Here is a 17,852-nt window from a genome sequence, read left to right as displayed (position 1 = left end):
TTCACCACCGTCCGACCAGTCGGTACGTTCATGGGGACGTACGCACGAGCGCGGAGGAGCGAGTCATGTCCCGACCGGTGCCGCAGATCGAGGGTCATTGCGACGTACGGTTCTCAACGGTGCGCACGGCGTTCGAGGAGAACTTCCGGGAACGCGGCGAGCTGGGCGCCGCCGTCACCGTACAGGCGGGCGGCGAGACCGTCGTCGATCTGTGGGGCGGCTGGGCGGACGCGGCCGGAACGCGGCCCTGGCAGCGGGACACGCTGGTCAACGTGTGGTCGACGACGAAGGGGCCGACCGCGCTGTGCGCGCACATCCTCGCCGACCGCGGACTGCTCGACCTGGACGCCCCGGTCGCCTCGTACTGGCCCGAGTTCGCCGCGGCGGGCAAGGACACCCTGCCCGTACGGCACCTCCTCTCGCACCGCGCGGGGCTGGCGGGGCTGCGCGAGCCGCACACCCTCGCCGAGCTGTACGACTGGGAGCTGACGACCGGCAGGCTGGCCGCGACGGAGCCGTGGTGGGAGCCCGGGACCCGGTCCGGGTACCACGCGATGACGTACGGCTTCCTCGTCGGCGAGGTGGTCCGGCGCATCACGGGACTGCTCCCCGGCGAGTTCCTGCGCCAGGAGGTCACCGGCCCGGGTGGCGTCGACTTCACCATCGGCCTGCCCGAGAAGGAGGCCGGCCGCGCCGCCGAGCTCGTCCATCCCCCGGCCGCCGCCGACAGTGAACAGGCCACGGTCTTCTCGCAGTTGCAGCCGGCGGCGCTGGCCGCGCTGGTCAACCCCGTTGTCACCGCCGCCGATGCCAACACCCCGGAGTGGCGCGCGGCCGAGATCCCGGCCGCCGGCGGCCACGGCACCGCCCGCGCCGTGGCGGCCCTGTACGGCATCGTCGCCTCTGGCGGCCTCCTCGGCGAGCGGCGCGTGCTCTCGGCCGGGGCCGCGGAGAGGGTCCGTGAGGGGCAGGGGGCGTGCCACGATCTCGTACTCGGCGCCGGTTTCCGGTACGAGACGGAGGCCGCTCTCGGCCTGTGGCTGAGCGGCCCGAACGGCTCGTACGGCCCCAACCCGCGGGCCGTCGGCCATGACGGCTTCGGCGGCTCCTTCGGCCTCGCGGACCCGGAGGCGGGGGTGTCGCTCGGCTACGTCATGAACCGCATGGGTCCGCACATCTCGGACGACCCGCGCAAGATGGCGCTGGTGGAGGCCGTGTACAGGGCGCTGTGAGACCGCCCGGGCCCCGGGCCGTTGGCGCCCCCGGGCCCGGGCGTGTCCGATTCGTACAAGACCGGGCATCCGCGCCGCGCCTACCGTGGCCCCATGACCCTGACTCCACAACTCGACTCCGTCGGCCTGGTCGTCGCCGACATGGCCGCATCGCTCTCCTTCTACCGGCGCCTCGGCCTGGACGTCCCCGCCGAGGCGGACTCCGCCCCGCACGCCGAGGCGACCCTGCCCAGCGGGCTGCGCGTGCTGTTCGACACCGAGGACACGGTCAGGTCCTTCGACCCGGACTGGACCCGGCCCGAGGGCGGTGACAGGGTCGGTCTGGCCTTCCGCTGCGACGGTCCCGCCGAGGTGGACAAGGTGTACGAAGAGCTGATCACGGCGGGCCACCGCGGCCACCTCGAACCGTGGGACGCGTTCTGGGGCCAGCGTTACGCCGTCGTGCTCGACCCGGATGGCTGCGGCGTCTCGCTGTTCGCTGACATCGAAGCCGCCAGCGCGACGTAGCCGCCGAGCGTCAGTCCCGTCAGGTCCCGCATCTCCCGGGCGAGATGGGGCTGATCGGTGCAGCCCGCGGCGAGCGCGGCCTCGGCGTACGGCATGCCGGATCGTACGAACGCCAGGGCCCGTTGCAGCCGCAGCACGCGGGCCAGCGTCTTGGGCCCGTACCCGAAGGCGTCCAGCGATCTGCGGTGCAGCCCGCGCGCACCGAGGCCCACGGCCTGCGCCGTCGCGGCGACGCTGCGGCCCGCGTCGAGGGCGGCGACGACGGCGCGCAGCAGCGGATCGGGCGGCGGGGTGCCTTCCGCGTGGCGCAGTGCGACGGCCTCCAGGGCCGCCGGCCGGTCCCGTGCGGCGCCGACGCGGTCGGCGAGCGTACGCACCCGGGCGGCGGGCCACAGGTCGGCGAGGTCGACGCGGCGGTCGCGCAGTTCGTGTGCCGGAACACCGAGGAAGGCGGGCGCGGCGCCGGGCGCGAACCGTAGGCCGACGTAGTGGGCGCCCGTGTCGGGCGGGACGTGCGCGTGCGTGTCGGGTCCCGCGACGAGGAGCCGTCCCTCGGTCCACAGCAGGTCCATGCAGCCGTCCGGCAGGACGGGCACGAAGGGTCCGGGGCCGGACGGCCGGTTCGTCCAGACGACGGCGCCGTCGAGCAGTGAGGCCCGTTCCTCGTACATGCTGTTGAGGCTAAACCTCCTCCGCCGGGGCGGCCATTGATCCAGAATGGTCGGCGGATCGGACGCGTACGAGGGACGGGGCGACGATGGCGGCATTGATGGAGTTCACCACCGACGACGGGGCGACGGTGGTGGTGGAGGTGGACCGGGACTCCCCCGGTGCCAGACTCGTCGGACGCGGCGGCGACTCGCTCGCGCAGGCGACCCGGACGTTCGACCAGGCGCTGGAGGGGATCCGCGGTGCCGCCGAATCGGCCCTCGCGGTGTTCCGTGACGGTCCGCTCAAGCCGGACGGTGTCGAGCTCGAATTCGGCGTGAAGATCATGGCGGAGGCGGGCGCGGTGATCGCCAAGAGCGCCGCCGAGGGCCATCTGACGGTCAAGCTGTCGTGGACGCCGGGCGGCGCGCCTCAGCCCCCGGGCGGCGCGGCGCAGTGATGGCCTCGCCCGCCTGGCACGCGCGGATCGACATCGGCGGTGCGGTGGAGGGCTCCGGGTTCCTCGTCTCCGACCGCGCGGTGCTGACCTGCGCCCATGTGGTGCGGTCCACGGACCGCGCCGAGGTCGTGTTCCCCGGCTCTCCGTACCAGGCGCCGGTCCCGGCCAGGGTCGCCGGGCGCGGCGGCTGGGCGGGCGGCGACCGGGATCCCGGCGATGTGGCCGTCCTGGAGCTGGAGCGGCCCGTGGACATCGCGCCGGCCGGTTTCGCGGGGCTCGACGAGGCCTACGCGGCACGGGACCGGAAGCTGGTCGCGTACGGCTTCCCGTACGGGTACGACGAAGAGGGCGTGCAGAGCGAATTACGGGTCACGTCCAGCCAGTTGATCCGCGACGAATGGTCACAGCTGGAGTTCTGGCGGGGCTACGGGCAGGAACCGGCGCGCGGTTTCAGTGGCGCGGCCGTGATGCTGGAGCACAGCGGGACCGTGGCCGGGATGGTGTCCGCGCACGACCCGACGACCCGCAACGGCCGCATGATCCCGGTCCACGTCCTCGCCCGCCACTGGCCTCCGCTGGCCGATCTGGTGCCCACGCCGGGCTATCCGGCCGAGGAGAAGCGGTGGCTGCGCGAGCTGGTGGCGCGGACGCCGGTGCTCACCGAACCGGTCGGACCGCTGCTGCGTGCCGCGATCGGCCCGCTGGGCGTCGTACCGCCGGGCGGACGGATCGGCAGCCTGTGGGAGGCGGTCTGGTATCTGCTCTCCGAGTCGCCGCCGAGGCCGGACGGCCTGCCGCTGGCCGATCTCGCGGTACGGGTCTCCGGGCTGGTCGGCGACCGGCCCGGTCCGGGGCGGGAGTTGCTCGACTGGGCGCGTGCGCACCGGGCACGCCACGAGGTCCGGGCACCCGCGGCTCCGGCACCGGCCCCGGAGCGGGCCACCGGGCGCTGGTCGCCGATCCTCGTCGAGATCAGACGCAGCGGGGCGGACCGTGGCGCGCTGGTGGTCGAGGTGTCGGCGTACCGGAACGGCAGCCGCCGTCTCGTCGGCGAGGAGCGGCTGCCGCGGGCGCGGGTGCGCGAATGGGTGCTGGACCGGATCGACCGGGCGTTCGGGGAGATCGACAGTGACGGGCAGGAGCTGATCGGCTTCGCGCTGCCGCGCGGCTGGCTCAACCAGCCGGTCGACCAGTGGGCCCGGCGCAGGGGCCGGGACGCGCCGCTCGGCTGCCGGGCGCCCGTGGTGGTCATGGACCACGACCGCAGGTCCAACGACCGGCTCCAGTTCCGGCTGCGCAAGGTCTGGAACGTCCTGGAAGGCCGCGACAGCTCCCCGGTCCACCGGATCGAGTGCGGCAGTACGCACCGGCCCGACCGGCTCTCCGCCGAACTGCAGGAGGTGTACGGGCCGGTGGGCCTCAGCCGGCCGCCGCGCGCCCCACGCGACAAGGCACTGCACCGAGCGGTGCTCGAAGCGCCCGCGCCGATCGTCCTGTGGCCGCGCGTCGGCTGCGAGGAGAAGTCCTGCGAGGGCTCGTGTCCGGCGGGCAGCGGCTTCCTGGACGTGCTCGCCGAGCGGCTGGCCGCGCTGCCGCCGTCCCTGCTGCCGCAGTTCGTCATGAAGTTGAGACTGGACGCGTTCCTGCACAAGGGGCCCGACCCGCACTGGGCCGCCGACTTCTCCTTCGTCTGGGAGGACCCGCGCTGGTTCCCCGCCGTCCCCCGGCTGAGCCGCAGTCCCGTCGGCTGATCCGCAGTCCTGTCCGCTGCTCCGCAGTTCTGTCGGCTGATCCTCTTGGAGGCCCGCATGTCCCTCTGGCCGGTCTACACCGGATCGAACGCGCCGCACGACGGTATCGAGCGGCTGCCCGCGCCTCCGCCGTGGCGCGCGTTCAACGGCGGGCCGCCCGTCCGGCCGCCCGCCGACGAGCCCGAGCCGTCCCCCGACCAGGTCCACCGGGCCCGCGCCTACCGCGCCACCGACCAGAGCGTCCAGCTCGTCAACGCCGCGCTGTACCTGCGTCGGCCGCTGCTGGTCACGGGCCCGCCGGGGAGCGGCAAGTCGAGCCTGGCGTACGCGGTGGCACGGGAGCTGAAGCTCGGGCCCGTGCTGCGCTGGAACATCACGAGCCGGGCCGTGCTCAGCGACGGGCTCTACCAGTACGACCCGTTGTCCCGGCTGTACGCGGCGGGGCACACCCCGGAGAACAGCGGCATCGAGGACCATCTGCGGCTCGGCCCGCTGGGCACCGCCCTGCTGCCGTACGAGCGGCCCCGGGTGCTGCTCATCGACGAGATCGACAAGAGCGACCTGGATCTGCCGAACGACCTGCTGAACGTCCTGGAGGAGGGGCGGTACGAGATCCCCGAGCTGGTCCGGGCTGCGGGGACGCGGCCGACGGCCGAGGTCCTGGTGGCCGACTCCGACCGGCGGGTCGATGTGGTGCGCGGGCGGGTGCGCTGCCGGGCGTTCCCGTTCGTCGTGCTGACGAGCAACGGCGAGCGCGAGTTCCCTCCCGCCTTTCTGCGGCGTTGTGTGACGCTGGAGTTGAAGCAGCCGGTGGCCGAGCACCTGGAGGACATCGTGCGGGCCCATCTGGGGGAGCTGGACGAGCGGGCGCGGGAACTGGTGCGGACCTTCCTGGAGCGGGGCAGCGCCGGGGAGCTGGCCACCGACCAGTTGCTCAACGCCATCTACCTGACCCGGGCTTCGGGTCTCGACGGCGCTTCGCGCGACGAACTGGCGGAGAACCTCATGCGCTATCTGAGCCGGGCGCCGGAACCCGACGCGTTCTGATGAGCCCGAGGGGGGCGATGGGCGCGATGGACGCGATGGGCGCGGAACTGGAGGCGCTGCGGCGCACGCTGGAGAGCGCGGGCGGCGATCCGCCGACCGGCCGGGAGCTGGCCGAACTGATCTGGCTCGCACGGCACATGACGTCCGGGCCGGACGCCGGCGATGGCGCGTCCGGCGTCCCCGGCCCCGAAGCCCCGCCGCTGTCGGCCGACGTCCGCCGCCCAGGTTCCGCTCCCCCGCCGGGCCACACCGACGGCGACCCGCTGCCGGACCCGGATCCCGACCTGGTGCCGCTGCGCACGTCCGCGCCCGCCTCCGTACCGCCCGACCGGCACCGGCCGGCCGCGGCCGGCGCGGAGGCCTCCGTGCTCGCGCCCGCTCCCCCGATGATCGCCCGCCCGCTCGCGCTCCAGCGGGCACTGCGACCGCTGCGGCGGACCGTACCGTCGGTGCACGAGCGGGAGTTCGACGAGGCGGCCACCGCGCACCGGATCGCCGCGCTCGGCGCCCGGCGCGGTCTGTGGCTGCCGGAGCTGCGTCCGAGGCGGGAGCGGTGGCTGCATCTGCGGATCGTGCTCGATACGGGCCCGACCATGGCGATGTGGCGGCCACTCGCGCGCGATCTGCACCAGGCGTTCGGGCAGACCGGTGCGTTCCGGACGGTCGAGGTGCAGCGGCTGGGCGCGGACGGGAAGGTCCCGGCCCGGCCCGTCGCACCCGCGCGCACCGCCGTGCTCGTCCTGAGCGACTGCATGGGCCCGCAGTGGCGCGAGGGCCCGGCGGGTGCGCGGTGGTACGGGACGCTGAACCGCTGGGCCCGGGAGCTGCCGCTGGCCGTCGTACAGCCGCTGCCCGAACGGCTGTGGCAGCAGGCCGCGCTGATTCCCGTCCCGGGGCTGTTCTCCGCGCCGGGACCGGGTGCGGCGGCCGCGGCACTGCGCTTCGAGCCGTACGACGGCGGGCCCGTCGCGGGGATCGCGGGGATCCCGGTGCCGGTGCTGGAGGCGTCGCCGGAGTGGTTCGGGAACTGGGCCGCGCTGGTGGCGGGTCCGGGCGGGGCGGGGCTGCCGGGCTCGGCGGCGCTGCTGGGGGCACTGCCGCCACCGGCCGGGGACCAGGACGGCGGGCTGGTTCCGGAGGCCGTCGGGGCGGAGGAGCTGGTGCTGCGGTTCCGTTCCCTCGCCTCCCCGCAGGCGTTCCGGCTGGCGGCCCATCTGGCGGTGGGCCCGCCGAGCCTGCCGGTCATGCGGCTCGTCCACACGGCGGTCGAGGAGCATCCACGGCCGCAGCATCTCGCGGAGGTGGTGCTCAGCGGGATGCTCACCGCGCGCCCCGGAGGCGGCCCGGAGGGCACGTACGACTTCCGGCCCGGTGTGCGGGACCTGCTGCTGGGCGCCCTGCCGCGCACCGCGCTGGCCCGGACCGTGAACCTGCTGGAGCGGGTGGGCGCGCAGATCGAGGCGCGCGCGGGTGCGGTGCCGGGCGAGTTCCGGGCACTGGTGGGCACGGCTGGTCCGGGCCGGGCGGGTGAGCCGTTCGCGCTGGTGAGCCGGGAGAGCATCCGGCTGCTGCGGGGGCCGGAGCCGGAGGCCGTGCCGGAAACCGTGCCCGACGCCGTGCCGGAAACCGTGCCGGACGCCGCGCCGGAAGCCGTGCCGGACGATCCGCGCCTGATCGCGGGCCGGTACCGGCTGCACACCGTCCTCGGCCGCGGGGGACACGCCCAGGTCTGGCTCGCCCACGACACGGCGACCGGCACCTGGGTCGCGGTCAGGCGCCTGGAGCTCCTCGGTTCGGAGCGCGCCGGGTACGAGGCCCGCGTGCGGGCCCGCGCGCTCCGCGAGGCCCGCAGGGTGGCCGCGCTGCGACATGACGGGATCACCCTGATCCATGACTTCGGCGTGCACGGCAACACCTTCTACCTCGTCATGGAGCTGCTGGAGGGCCGCGACCTCCGTGAGCTGCTGGAGGCGGGCGGCGGGCGGCCGCTGCCGGCCTCGGACATCACCGACATCGCGCGGCAGGTCCTCGCGGCACTGACGTACGCGCACGAGCGCGGCGTCTGGCACCGCGACCTGACGCCCTCCAAGATCGTGCTGCTGCCCGACGGCACGGTGAAGATCCGCGGCTTCGGCATCCTCCAGTCCGGCATGGGCAGCACCCTCACCTCGCAGCTCGCCCGGGCGGCGGCGGCCCGGAGCGTCCCCGCGTATCTGTCGCCCGAACAGGCCGCCGGTGAGGGTGCCGACCACCTCAGCGATCTGTACGCGCTCGGCTGCGTGCTGTACGAGCTCGCGACCGGCGCCCCGCCGTTCGACTTCGCCGACGACTGGCAGACCCTCGTGGCCCACCGCGACTCCGCGCCCCGGCCGCCGAGGGAACTGCGTCCCGAACTGCCCCGGCTGGTCGCGGACGCGATCCTGCGGCTGCTCGCCAAGGACCCGGAGGAGCGGCTGTTGGGCGCGCGCGTGCTCACCTCGCCGCAGGTGATCGGACCGTGGCAGTACGCCGTACTCGGACCGCTCACGGTCCTGCGAGGGCGCGAGAACCTCACCCCCGGGGCTGCGACGGCGCGGATCCTGCTCGCGCGGCTGCTGGTGGAGCGCGAACAGTGGTTGAGCCTGGACGACCTCCGCGCGGCGCTGGGCCCCGGTCACCCTGAAGGCCTCCTGGCCGAGCTGATCGACGGACTGGCGGGACTGGGCCATGTGATCGAACATTCGGGAGGCCTGTACCGGCTGCGGCTGGCGGGCTCCGAACTGGATCTACGGACCGCCGAGCGGCTGGCCGCCGAGGCCGGTCGGGCGGTCGGCGCGAGCGAGTTCGCGCGCGGCGCCGAGCTGTACGGCAGGGCGCTGGACCTGTGGCACGGCGAGCCCCTGAGAGGGATCGAGGGCGCGTGGGCGGACGAACGCAGGGAGACGCTGAACTCGTGGCGGCGGCTGCTGGAGGCGGGGCGGGACATGGCCGCGGCGCGGGCCGCCGGGGCCGGACCGCAGAGCACGTACCGCGTCGCACAGCCGCAGGGTGAGACGCCGCCCCGGGTCGACCTACCGCAGGTGCCGCAAGGCCAGATGCCGCCCCCGGTCCGGAGCGACGACCCGTTCGATCGGGGCTTCACGTCCGCCGACGACGAACAGCCCGTACGCGACGGGCTCCAGCTCCTCATCCTGCGGGCGGACCGAGACACGGTCTTCGGCAGCGCCCCTGACGGCCCCGAACCGGACTTCCTGCCCGCCCTGCGGGGCGCGGCGGACCGGACGCTCGGCAGGGTCACCGGGATCGCGGAGGGCTTCGCGGTACGGGTCGCCGTCCCGCGGGGCCTCTCGCTGCCCGACGTGGAGGAGCGGCTCACGAACGTGTTCGCGCATCAGCTGAACAACTCAGGCGTGGATCTGTTTCCGTTCCACGTGGTCGTCCACTCCGGTCAGCCGGAACGGACGACCCTGGCACTGGTCAGGGGCCTCGCTGTCCCACGGTCTTACTCCTGGAAGACCTTCAGGTGTGTCGTCGGCCTGACGGACGTGCTCTACCAGAGCCTCGGCTCGCCCGAGGGATATCTGCCTTACACGGGCTTCGATTCCGACCACACCGCGCACAGGGGCTGGTTCCGCGTCCTCGACCCGGCCCGGCAGGCCCCCGACCGGTTCTCCTGGCTCCGCCGCCTCATCAGCGGCGACTGGTTCTCCAGCTAGAGCGGCCGGAGCGTCAGTCCTTGTCCTTGCCGTTGTCCTTACCGTTGTCCTTGTCCTTACCGTTGTCCTTGTCGCGCGGCGCCTTCTGCTCCCGCGTGCTGTGGAAGCGGGACTTCACGTCGTCCGGCGGCAGGAACTTCGACCAGCGCTCGGGGAACTCGGACGGCATGTCCGGATCCTCGTCGTCCAGGTCCTCGACGGCCGCCTTCGCCCGTGCCACCAGCGCCGCGGCCTCCGCCGTACGGGCCCGCTCGGTCTCGGCGCGGGCCGCGGCCGTGGTCGCCGCCGGCCAGACCCGGTCGATCGCGGCGTTGACCGCGGCGCCGACGAGGACCGCGAAGGCGGAGATGCCGATCCAGAGCAGTACGGCGATGGGCGCGGCCAGGGAGCCGTAGATCGTGGGGCCCTCGACGGTGCTCGTGAGGTAGATCCGCAGCAGGAAGCTGCCCAGCACCCACATGCCGAGGGCGACGAGCGCCCCGGGGATGTCCTCCACCCAGGGCGAGCGGACCGGCACGGAGACGTGGTACAGCGTGGTGAGGAAGGCGATGGACAGCAGGATCACCACCGGCCAGTACAGGACGCTGACGACTTCCGTACCGAAGGGGACGATCTCGACGACCCGGTCGGGACCGACCACGGCGAGCGGCAGGACCACCGCGCCGATCAGCAGCGCCACGATGTAGAGCAGGAAGGCCAGCAGCCGGGTGGCGACGATGCCGCGGTGGCCGTCGAGGCCGTACATCACGGTGATCGTGTCGATGAAGACGTTGACGGCCCGCGATCCGGACCACAGGGCGATCGCGAAGCCGATGGAGATGATGTCGGGCCGGCCGCCGTGGGTGACATCCGCCAGCAGGGGTTTGGCGATCTCGTTGACGCCCCGGTCGGAGAGGACCGTGCCAACCGCGGCGAGGATGTTCTCCTCGATGGAGGCGACGGTGGTGGTGTTGGTCCAGTCGTCGATGTAGCCGAGGAGACCGATCAGGCCGAGCATCAGGGGCGGCAGCGAGAGCAGCGTGAAGAAGGCGGCTTCGGCCGCGAGCCCGAGGATTCGGTACTCGATGCACGAATTGACGGTGTCCTTCAGCAGCAGCCAGGCCATCTTGCGCTTGGATACGTTGCGGTAGAGGGCCCGGGCCCGGTGGAGCCGCCCCCGGGGATGCTCGGGTGTTTCGTTTGCTGCCTGCACCTCCTTACCGTATCGGCATGGCGACCACCACCCACACAGTGACCAACCAGGCTCCGCCCCTGGTGGGGTACGACGTCTTCGCCGCGGACCGCGCGCTCGCCGAGGCGGTCGAGCGGCATCTCGAACCGCTCGCACCGGAACTCCTCGACGAGGCACGGGCGGAGCTGTCGACGCTCGGCCGCGCGGCGGGCTCGGTCCAGGCGCGGGAATGGGGGGTGCAGGCCAACGAGAATCCGCCGGTTCTGCGCACCCACGACCGGTACGGCAACCGGATCGACGAGGTGGACTTCCATCCGGCCTGGCACCGGCTCCTGGGCAAGGCGGTCACCTCCGGGCTGACGGACGCCTGGGGGCGGCCCGGTGGACATGTGCGGCGCGCGGCCGGGTTCCTGGTGTGGACCCAGGCCGAGGCGGGGCACGGCTGTCCGGTGTCGATGACGCATGCCGCGGTGCCCGCGCTGCGCACGGATCCGGCGCTCGCCGCCGAGTGGGAGCCCCGCCTCACCTCGCGGATCTACGACCGGTCCCTGCGGCCGCCTGCGCGGAAGGACGGGGCGCTGCTCGGGATGGCCATGACGGAGAAGCAGGGCGGCAGCGACGTACGGGCGAACACGACCCGGGCGGAGCCCCTGGCCGCCGAGGGCGAGTACCTGCTGACGGGGCACAAGTGGTTCTGCTCGGCGCCGATGTCCGACGGTTTTCTGGTGCTCGCGCAGGCTCCCGGGGGGCTGACGTGCTTCCTGGTGCCCCGGGTGCTGGACGACGGGACGCGGAACGTGTTCGCTCTCCAGCGGCTCAAGGACAAGCTCGGCAACAGGTCGAACGCGTCGAGCGAGGTGGAGTTCGACGGGACGTGGGCGCGCCGGGTCGGCGACGAGGGGCGCGGGGTGCGCACCATCATCGGGATGGTGGCGGCGACCCGGCTGGACTGTGTGATCGGCTCGGCGGCGCTGATGCGGCAGGCGGTGGCGCAGTCCGTCCATCACGCGGCGCACCGCGGCGCGTTCGGCGGGCCGCTGATCGACAAGCCGCTCATGCGGAACGTACTGGCCGACATGGCGCTGGAGTCGGAGGCGGCGACGGTGCTGGCGCTGCGGCTGGCGGCGGCGTACGACGCGGAGGGCCCCGGCGGCGAGGCGGACCGGGCTCTGCTGCGGCTCGCGGTGCCCGCGGCCAAGTACTGGGTCACCAAGCGGTGTACGCCGCTGACGGCCGAGGCCCTGGAGTGTCTCGGCGGCAACGGTTACGTCGAGGAGTCCGGGATGCCGCGGCTGCTGCGCGAGTCGCCGCTCAACTCGATCTGGGAGGGCTCCGGCAACGTACAGGCGCTGGACGTCCTGCGGGCGCTGCGCCGGGAGCCGCAGGCCCTGGACGCCTTCCTGCGGGAGATCGGGCAGGCCCGGGGCGCCGATCACCGGCTGGACAGGGCTATCAAGGGTCTGCTGACCGAGCTGGCCGATCTGGAGACGGCCGAGGTGCGGGCGCGGCGGCTGGTCGAGCGCATGGCGCTGGTGCTGCAGGGCTCGCTGCTGGTGCGCTGGGCGCCGCCGGCGGTGGCGGACGCGTTCTGCGCCTCGCGGCTGGGCGGGGACTGGGGGGCGGCGTTCGGGACGCTGCCGCACGGGCTCGATCTGGCGGCGGTGGTGGAGCGGGCGCGCGTCGACCTCTGACCGTCGTCGACCTGTGACAGTCGTCGACCTGTGACAGTCGTCGGCCTCTGACAATCGTTGGCTGTGACAGCGGAGGGTGGTGCTGCGCCGACACGGCACCACCCCCGGCTGAAGTCACCTTCGTGCAACGGGCGGGCTTTTGCCAGAGTTGCAGACCGTTGCAGCAGTTATAGGAAGCAGCCCTCCGAGCGGATGCGCGGGCGGCACGATGGGACCACCGTTCCACCGATCCACGATTCATGACTCACGACTCAGAGTTTCGGCGCCGCGTCGGCGGCGGGGGGTACGCGATGAGGAACACCGCTCTCGACATGACTCGGCTCGCCACGATGGACGCCGCCCATGCGACCCGCCTGCTTCATCAGGTCCGCGCGGCGACACTCGCCGGCGAACGGCCGCCGATCGCTCCGCGGCCGGTCATCGACGCGTCCTGGCAGCGGATGTTCCGGCTGGGGGTCGACCCCGACCGGGACACCAGCAGCGTGCTGCTCCAGCGCGAGGAACTGGAGCACCGGCGGCGGGCGACCGTGCTCGGCGAGGTGATGCGGACGCTGAGCGGCGGGCTGACCGAGATCGCGGACGCGTCGCTGCAGATCATGGTGGTGACGGACGCTCAGGGCCGGGTGCTGTGGCGGGAGGGCCACGCGGGGGTGATCCGGCAGGCCAACACGATCTGTCTGGAGGAGGGCGCGGCCTGGAGCGAGGACACCACCGGCACCAACGCCATCGGTACCGCCCTCGCCGCGCGCCGGCCGGTGCAGGTCCACTCCGCCGAGCACTTCGTACAGACCCTGCGCAACTGGACGTGTGCGGCGGCGCCCGTGCACGATCCGCGCGACGGGCAGTTGCTCGGCATCGTCGACGTCAGCGGGCCGGCGTCCAGCTTCCATCCGGCGACGCTGGCGCTGGTCGACTCGGTGGCGCGGCTGGCCGAGGCGGAGCTGCGGGACCGGCACGTGCGGACCGTCGAGCGGCTGCGTTCGGTGGCGGCGCCGATCCTGTGCCGGGTGGGCGGCCGGGCGGTGGCCGTGGACGTGCACGGCTGGACGGCGGCGGTCACGGGCATGGCGCCGGTGGACCGGCTGCCGCTGCCCAAGTCGCTGCGGGCGGGCCGGGTCTGGATGCCGTCGCTGGGCATGTGCACCATCGAGCCGCTGCCGGGCGGCTGGCTCGTGCGGCCCGACGAGTCGGGGCAGACGGGGGCGGCGAGCCGGGTCGTCCTGGACCTGACCCGGGCGCGCAGCTGGTCGGTCGCGGTCTTCGGCCCGGCGGGCGGCTGGACGCGGGAGCTGAGCCCGCGCCACGCCGAGCTGCTGTACGTCCTGTCGAAGCACCCGAAGGGCCGTACGGCGGCGGAGCTGGCGGCCGACGTGTTCGGCGATCCGACCCGTACGGTGACGGTGCGTGCCGAGATGTCACGGGTGCGCCGCTATCTGGCGGGAGTGCTGGCGCACCGGCCGTACCGGTTCAGCGAGGAGGTCGAGGTGGAGGTCCTCCGGCCGCCGTGTCGGGGGGATCTGCTGCCGCACTCGTCGGCGCCCGCGGTGCTGGACGAACGTCGGACGGAGGAGTGAGCAGGGAGGTCTCGATGTGCCGGAGCTCCCGCGCGATGCCGGTCAGCCAGTGTTCGAGGTCGATCAGCAGGGGCAGCGGGGGGTGGATGTCCGGGGAGTGCGCGGGCAGGGGTGCGTCGGCGGGGGCCGCCTCCGCGTCGACGCAGAGGTCCGCGAGCCGTGCCATGGCCCCGGCGAGGCTGTCGGCCGTCGTACGGGCCCACGCGGCGGCCTCGGACGGGACGGCGGCGGTGGGCGCCTCGACGCGAGGAAGCAACGGGGCGTCGACCAGGATGTGGGTCGTGGTGATGAGTACGGCGTGCCAGTCCGCCCGGGAGGGCGCGTGCGCACCCGGTTCCGCGCGGTACTGCAGGTAGGCGGCCTCGGCGAGGCGCAGCTTGTGCAGGGCGGGGCGGGTGTCCGGCGGGGCGGCGCCAGGGGACAGCAGTCCCCCGGCCGTCGCGGTGATCAGCGGTCCGCAGGAGCGCAGCAGGTCGGCCATGGCCCGGCCCACCTCCTGGCGGGCTCCGGTGGGCCAGGCGATCAGTCCGCACAGCAGCCCGGTCACGCTGCCCGTCAGCACCGCCACGAACCGCTGCTCGGCGAGATGCCAGGTGGACGGTGCGATCTGGGCGAACGCGACGGCCACCACCAGGGTGAACAGCGCCTGCCCCCAGGCGAGCCCGAGCATCGGCCCGAGCGCGAACGCCGCCAGCATGCCGGGGGCGAGCACGGCCGCGTACGCGTCGGTGTGCTGCCCGACCGCGATCAGCAGCGCGCCCGCGGCCGTCGCGCCCGCGAGCGTCCCGATCAGGGCGGAGCGCATGGCCGACCAGGTCTCCCCCGCGGTCGTACGCCCCAGGGTCAGTACGGCCAGCAGCACCCAGAAGCCGTGCGGCAGATCCAGCGAACCGGCCACCAGCCGGGCGGCGCCCAGGCCCAGCGCGGTGCGGACGGCGTTCTGGAACTGGACCGAGCGCAGTGTCATATGGCCCGCGAAACGGGCCCGCCACAGGCCGGCCGTGCTCAGCCCGGAGTACCAGAACAGCTCGCGCGGCTCGATCGGCGGTCTGCGCCGCCCTTCCAGTCCGATGCGTGAGGCGACCACCACGACGTGCGCCGACTCGGCGATGGCCAGCACCGCGGCCTGCCCACGCAGCACGGCCACGGGCGGCACGGCGTCCGGCGGCCCGGCCTCCTGCCGTCCCCGGTACGTCTGGAACTCCCGGATCGCCCGGTCCAGGTCCCGAGAGGACGCGGGCGCCCGCCCGGCGCGCAGCGCCCGCGCGGTCACGTCGCAGCGCGACGCGACGGTGTGGAGGAGCCGACGGGACAACACGTCCAGACCGTGTGCGGGGTGGGGGGCGGTGCCGGGACCCGCTTCCGGCCCCGGCCGTTCGGAACCGGGGCTGGTGTCCGGCCCGTCGGCCGGGCCGGTCTGGCCGGCGGGGTCGGCGGGGCCTGTGGGGTCGGCGGGGCCTGTGGGGTCGGCCGCCGGAATACCGGCTTGGCCGGTGGCGGCCGGGATGCCGCCCGTGGCGGGATCCCTGGGCGGGGGTTTTCCCGCCTCGGCCAGGTGCGCGAGTTGGTCGAGCAGTCTACGGACGGCGGCGCCGGCCTGGGCCATGGCGCGGTCCGTGCGGGAGGGGCCGGCGGGGCGTTCGGCGGGCGGGACCTCGGAAAGGCGCATCCGGCGGCCTGCGGCCCGGAGGTCGCCCGGCGGTGCGCTGTCGCCCGCCGCGGCGCGGGCAGCGAGGGCGACGGCGTCCGCCAGGCGCTCCCGGTAGCTGGGGACGACCGGGTCGGGCAGCAGGAACGCCTCGGCGGCGGCGATCAGCAGGATGCCGAGCGTGAGCCCGGCGAGGCGGTCGACGATGGTGTCCGGGGCGTAGGGCGGGAAGCAGGCCAGGATGTAGAAGAGCTGGAGGCCCGGGGCCGTTCCGGCCGGTCGGGGGCCCGCGACCGCCGCGAAGGCGAGGACGAAGCCCACGACCAGCATCCCGAGCACCGCCGCCCAGGTGTGCACGGCGAGCGCCGTCCCGAGGGTGACGAGCAGCAGCCCGATGGGCAGCACCCGGAGCATGACGGCGGCGCGCTGCCGCCCGGATCCGGGGATATGGGCGAGCAGCCCGAGCGTGATCGGGGCGAACAGCGCGTAGACGGCCATGACGGTCCGGTCGAGCCCGTACTCGCAGAGGTAGAAGCCCGTGCACGCCGCCGCGGTGATCCTGATCGCCCGGTGCACGATCGCGGTACGGCTCGGCTTGCCGTCGGTGCCCGTCACGGCCGCACCCCACCGCCGCTCATGTCCGCCCGTACCTTCGCCTTCGCCTTCATGGACAGGGGAGGAAGCTTGCCGCGGGCGACGAGCCCTCGGCGTACGGCCATGCAGACGAGCGACGCGGCCAGGATGACCGCCCCGCCGAACCGCAGGATCGCGTCGTAGGCCTCCTCCGGCGGACGCTCCGGGGTCATCGCGGTGATCGCGGCGGCGGCCCCGGCGAGTGCGATGGCGCCCAGGGTGACCAGGAAGGTCAGGACGACGCCCGAGGCCTCGCCCGCCCTGGCCGGTGCGACGACCTGCTGGGTGGCGACGCCCGAGTACGTCCAGCCGAGGCCGAGGCCGAGCCCGCACCAGGCGAACACGGGCACGTACAGCCACCAGGCCGTGGCATGGCTGAGCCCGATCATCCCGGTGCCGGCGATCGCACCCGCCAGGGCCATCACCGCGGTGGGGCGCATGTGCGTGCCCAGCCGGGCGCCCAGGGGGCCGCTGAGGGCCACGAGCACGGCGGGAGCCAGGAAGACGACGCCGGCCGTCAGCGGGGACAGCCCGCGCACGTCCTGGAGATAGAGGGTCGCGACGAAGACGGTGACGGCGTAGCCCATGTTCGCGACGGTGCCCATGCCGGTCACCAGGTCGAACGGGACGTTACGGAACAGGCGCAGGTCCACGAGCGGGTGCCGGGCGGTCCGCTCGCGCAGCAGGAAGAGCCCGAACGCCGCCACGGCCACCGCGAGGAGGGTGAGTGTGCGGGCGTGGTCCCAGCCCCAGGCGCTGCCGCGCTCCACGGCGAGGGTGAGCGCGGCCAGGGCACACACGATGGCGAAGCAGCCGGTGAGATCGAGCCGGCGGGGCGCCGAGGTGTCGCGTGAGTCGGGGACGTACGCGAAGGCGATGAGCAGCGCCAGCGTGCCGATCGGGGCGAGCAGCCAGAAGATCCAGCGCCAGCCGGGCCCTTCGGCGAAGCCTCCGCCCACGAACGGCCCCAGCGCCGTTCCGATGTTGGCGATTCCGAAGGCGGCCCCGAGCGCGTGGCCGCGGGTCGCGTCGGGGAAGGCGTTGCTGATGACGGAGACGGACACCGGGAAGACGAAGCCCGCCCCGACGCCCTGCACGATCCGCGCCCCCACCAGCGATCCGAGCCCGGGGGCGAGCGCACACCCCACGGAACCGGCCACGAACAGCGCGATCCCGACGAGCAGCGTCCTGCGCCGCCCGAAGATGTCCCCCAGCCTGCCGCCGACGATGAAGGAGCAGCCGACGGCGAGCATGTACGCGGAGAGGGTCCACTGAGCGGCCGAGGCGGTGACACCGAACTCCTTCGCGATGCCCGGGATGGCCAGATTGAGGGCGAAGAAGTCCACCTGCACGCAGAACAGCGCGAGCGAGACCGCGATGAACGCCCCCGCCCGCGTGCCCGACGACGACTCCGCGCGCATGTGCACGCTCCTCTCCGCCGCGGAGGTTTGGCCCCGGGGCCTGGACTGCGCACGCCCGGATCCGGATCCCGAATCCCCGGCCTCCGGTACGGCCGACGGGCGCGGGGTCACCCGGGGATGCCCCGGGGAACCACCGGGCCCTTGGGCCCGCCGGGGCGAAAGGATCCGGAGCGGAGCCCTGCCTCCGGCCCCGCCGAAGGAACGTTCGGGGTACGCGGTCCGGGGCAGCGCACCGGCGGGGGACCGGGGGCGAAGGCCCCTGACACGCGTCCCCACGCCTCTCCGCCATTGTCGGCCGCCGGTCCCCGCCTCGCAGCCCGGCCCGCGCCGCCGCGCCCACCGCGTCGCCCACCACGACCGGGCCGGATCGCGGG

General features: G+C 73.9%; 12 protein-coding genes. 8 read left to right on the top strand and 4 right to left on the bottom strand.

What is annotated here, in order from left to right; all coding sequences use genetic code 11:
* The first annotated feature begins 65 nt into the window (after positions 1-65).
* Complete coding sequence (locus ABT342_RS25585) at positions 66-1,232, top strand: serine hydrolase domain-containing protein (protein WP_351578284.1); 1,167 nt, start codon at positions 66-68, stop codon at positions 1,230-1,232.
* Positions 1,233-1,325: 93 nt separating this feature from the next.
* A complete protein-coding gene (locus ABT342_RS25580; protein WP_351578282.1) occupies positions 1,326-1,739 on the top strand; it encodes a VOC family protein in 414 nt (137 codons plus the stop codon).
* On the opposite strand, the gene ABT342_RS25575 is transcribed toward ABT342_RS25580, so the two are convergent.
* Positions 1,664-2,410, bottom strand: a complete 747-nt coding sequence (locus ABT342_RS25575; RefSeq protein ID WP_351578279.1) for a DUF6597 domain-containing transcriptional factor — start codon at positions 2,408-2,410, stop codon at positions 1,664-1,666. The genes ABT342_RS25580 and ABT342_RS25575 overlap by 76 nt on opposite strands.
* Before the next feature lie 86 nt (positions 2,411-2,496).
* On the opposite strand from ABT342_RS25575, the gene ABT342_RS25570 reads away from it, so the two are divergent.
* The 4 genes from ABT342_RS25570 to ABT342_RS25555 are packed head-to-tail and all read left to right on the top strand — an operon-like array spanning position 2,497 to position 9,340.
* A complete protein-coding gene (locus ABT342_RS25570; protein ID WP_351578276.1) occupies positions 2,497-2,847 on the top strand; it encodes a CU044_2847 family protein in 351 nt (116 codons plus the stop codon).
* On the top strand, positions 2,847-4,598 hold the full coding sequence (locus tag ABT342_RS25565) for a VMAP-C domain-containing protein (protein WP_351578273.1): 1,752 nt from the start codon (positions 2,847-2,849) through the stop codon (positions 4,596-4,598). Before ABT342_RS25570 ends, ABT342_RS25565 begins: the two co-directional genes overlap by 1 nt.
* Before the next feature lie 57 nt (positions 4,599-4,655).
* Positions 4,656-5,645, top strand: a complete 990-nt coding sequence (locus tag ABT342_RS25560; RefSeq protein ID WP_351578270.1) for an AAA family ATPase — start codon at positions 4,656-4,658, stop codon at positions 5,643-5,645.
* Between the two features lie 17 nt (positions 5,646-5,662).
* Positions 5,663-9,340 (top strand): SAV_2336 N-terminal domain-related protein, encoded by a 3,678-nt coding sequence (locus ABT342_RS25555; RefSeq protein WP_351578267.1) that lies wholly within the window; start codon positions 5,663-5,665, stop codon positions 9,338-9,340.
* A gap of 13 nt (positions 9,341-9,353) precedes the next feature.
* Here the strand turns inward: ABT342_RS25555 and ABT342_RS25550 are convergent, their stop codons facing one another.
* The gene (locus tag ABT342_RS25550) at positions 9,354-10,532 is read right to left on the bottom strand and encodes a YihY/virulence factor BrkB family protein (RefSeq protein WP_351578264.1); all 1,179 of its coding nucleotides are present in this window, start codon (positions 10,530-10,532) and stop codon (positions 9,354-9,356) included.
* 17 nt (positions 10,533-10,549) lie between these two features.
* On the opposite strand from ABT342_RS25550, the gene ABT342_RS25545 reads away from it, so the two are divergent.
* Positions 10,550-12,202, top strand: a complete 1,653-nt coding sequence (locus ABT342_RS25545; protein ID WP_351578261.1) for an acyl-CoA dehydrogenase family protein — start codon at positions 10,550-10,552, stop codon at positions 12,200-12,202.
* A gap of 290 nt (positions 12,203-12,492) precedes the next feature.
* Positions 12,493-13,776: a GAF domain-containing protein gene (locus ABT342_RS25540; RefSeq protein ID WP_351578258.1), complete on the top strand. Its 1,284-nt coding sequence runs from the start codon at positions 12,493-12,495 to the stop codon at positions 13,774-13,776.
* Here ABT342_RS25540 and ABT342_RS25535 read toward each other — a convergent pair.
* Together ABT342_RS25535 and ABT342_RS25530 are read right to left on the bottom strand one after the other, a co-directional pair.
* Entirely contained in the window at positions 13,670-16,039 is a 2,370-nt protein-coding gene (locus tag ABT342_RS25535) for an FUSC family protein (RefSeq protein ID WP_351578255.1), read from the bottom strand. The two genes, ABT342_RS25540 and ABT342_RS25535, sit on opposite strands and share 107 nt — an antisense overlap.
* The gene (locus ABT342_RS25530; RefSeq protein ID WP_351578252.1) at positions 16,036-17,478 is read right to left on the bottom strand and encodes an MFS transporter; all 1,443 of its coding nucleotides are present in this window, start codon (positions 17,476-17,478) and stop codon (positions 16,036-16,038) included. The genes ABT342_RS25535 and ABT342_RS25530 overlap by 4 nt, the downstream gene beginning before the upstream one ends.
* Between the last annotated feature and the right edge of the window lie 374 nt (positions 17,479-17,852).

Origin of the sequence: Streptomyces sp. NPDC000410 (assembly GCF_040300305.1) — a bacterium.
Classification (GTDB): Bacteria; Actinomycetota; Actinomycetes; order Streptomycetales; family Streptomycetaceae; genus Streptomyces.
Note: the sequence above shows the minus strand (reverse complement) of the source record. Positions and strands in the feature narration are given on the sequence as shown.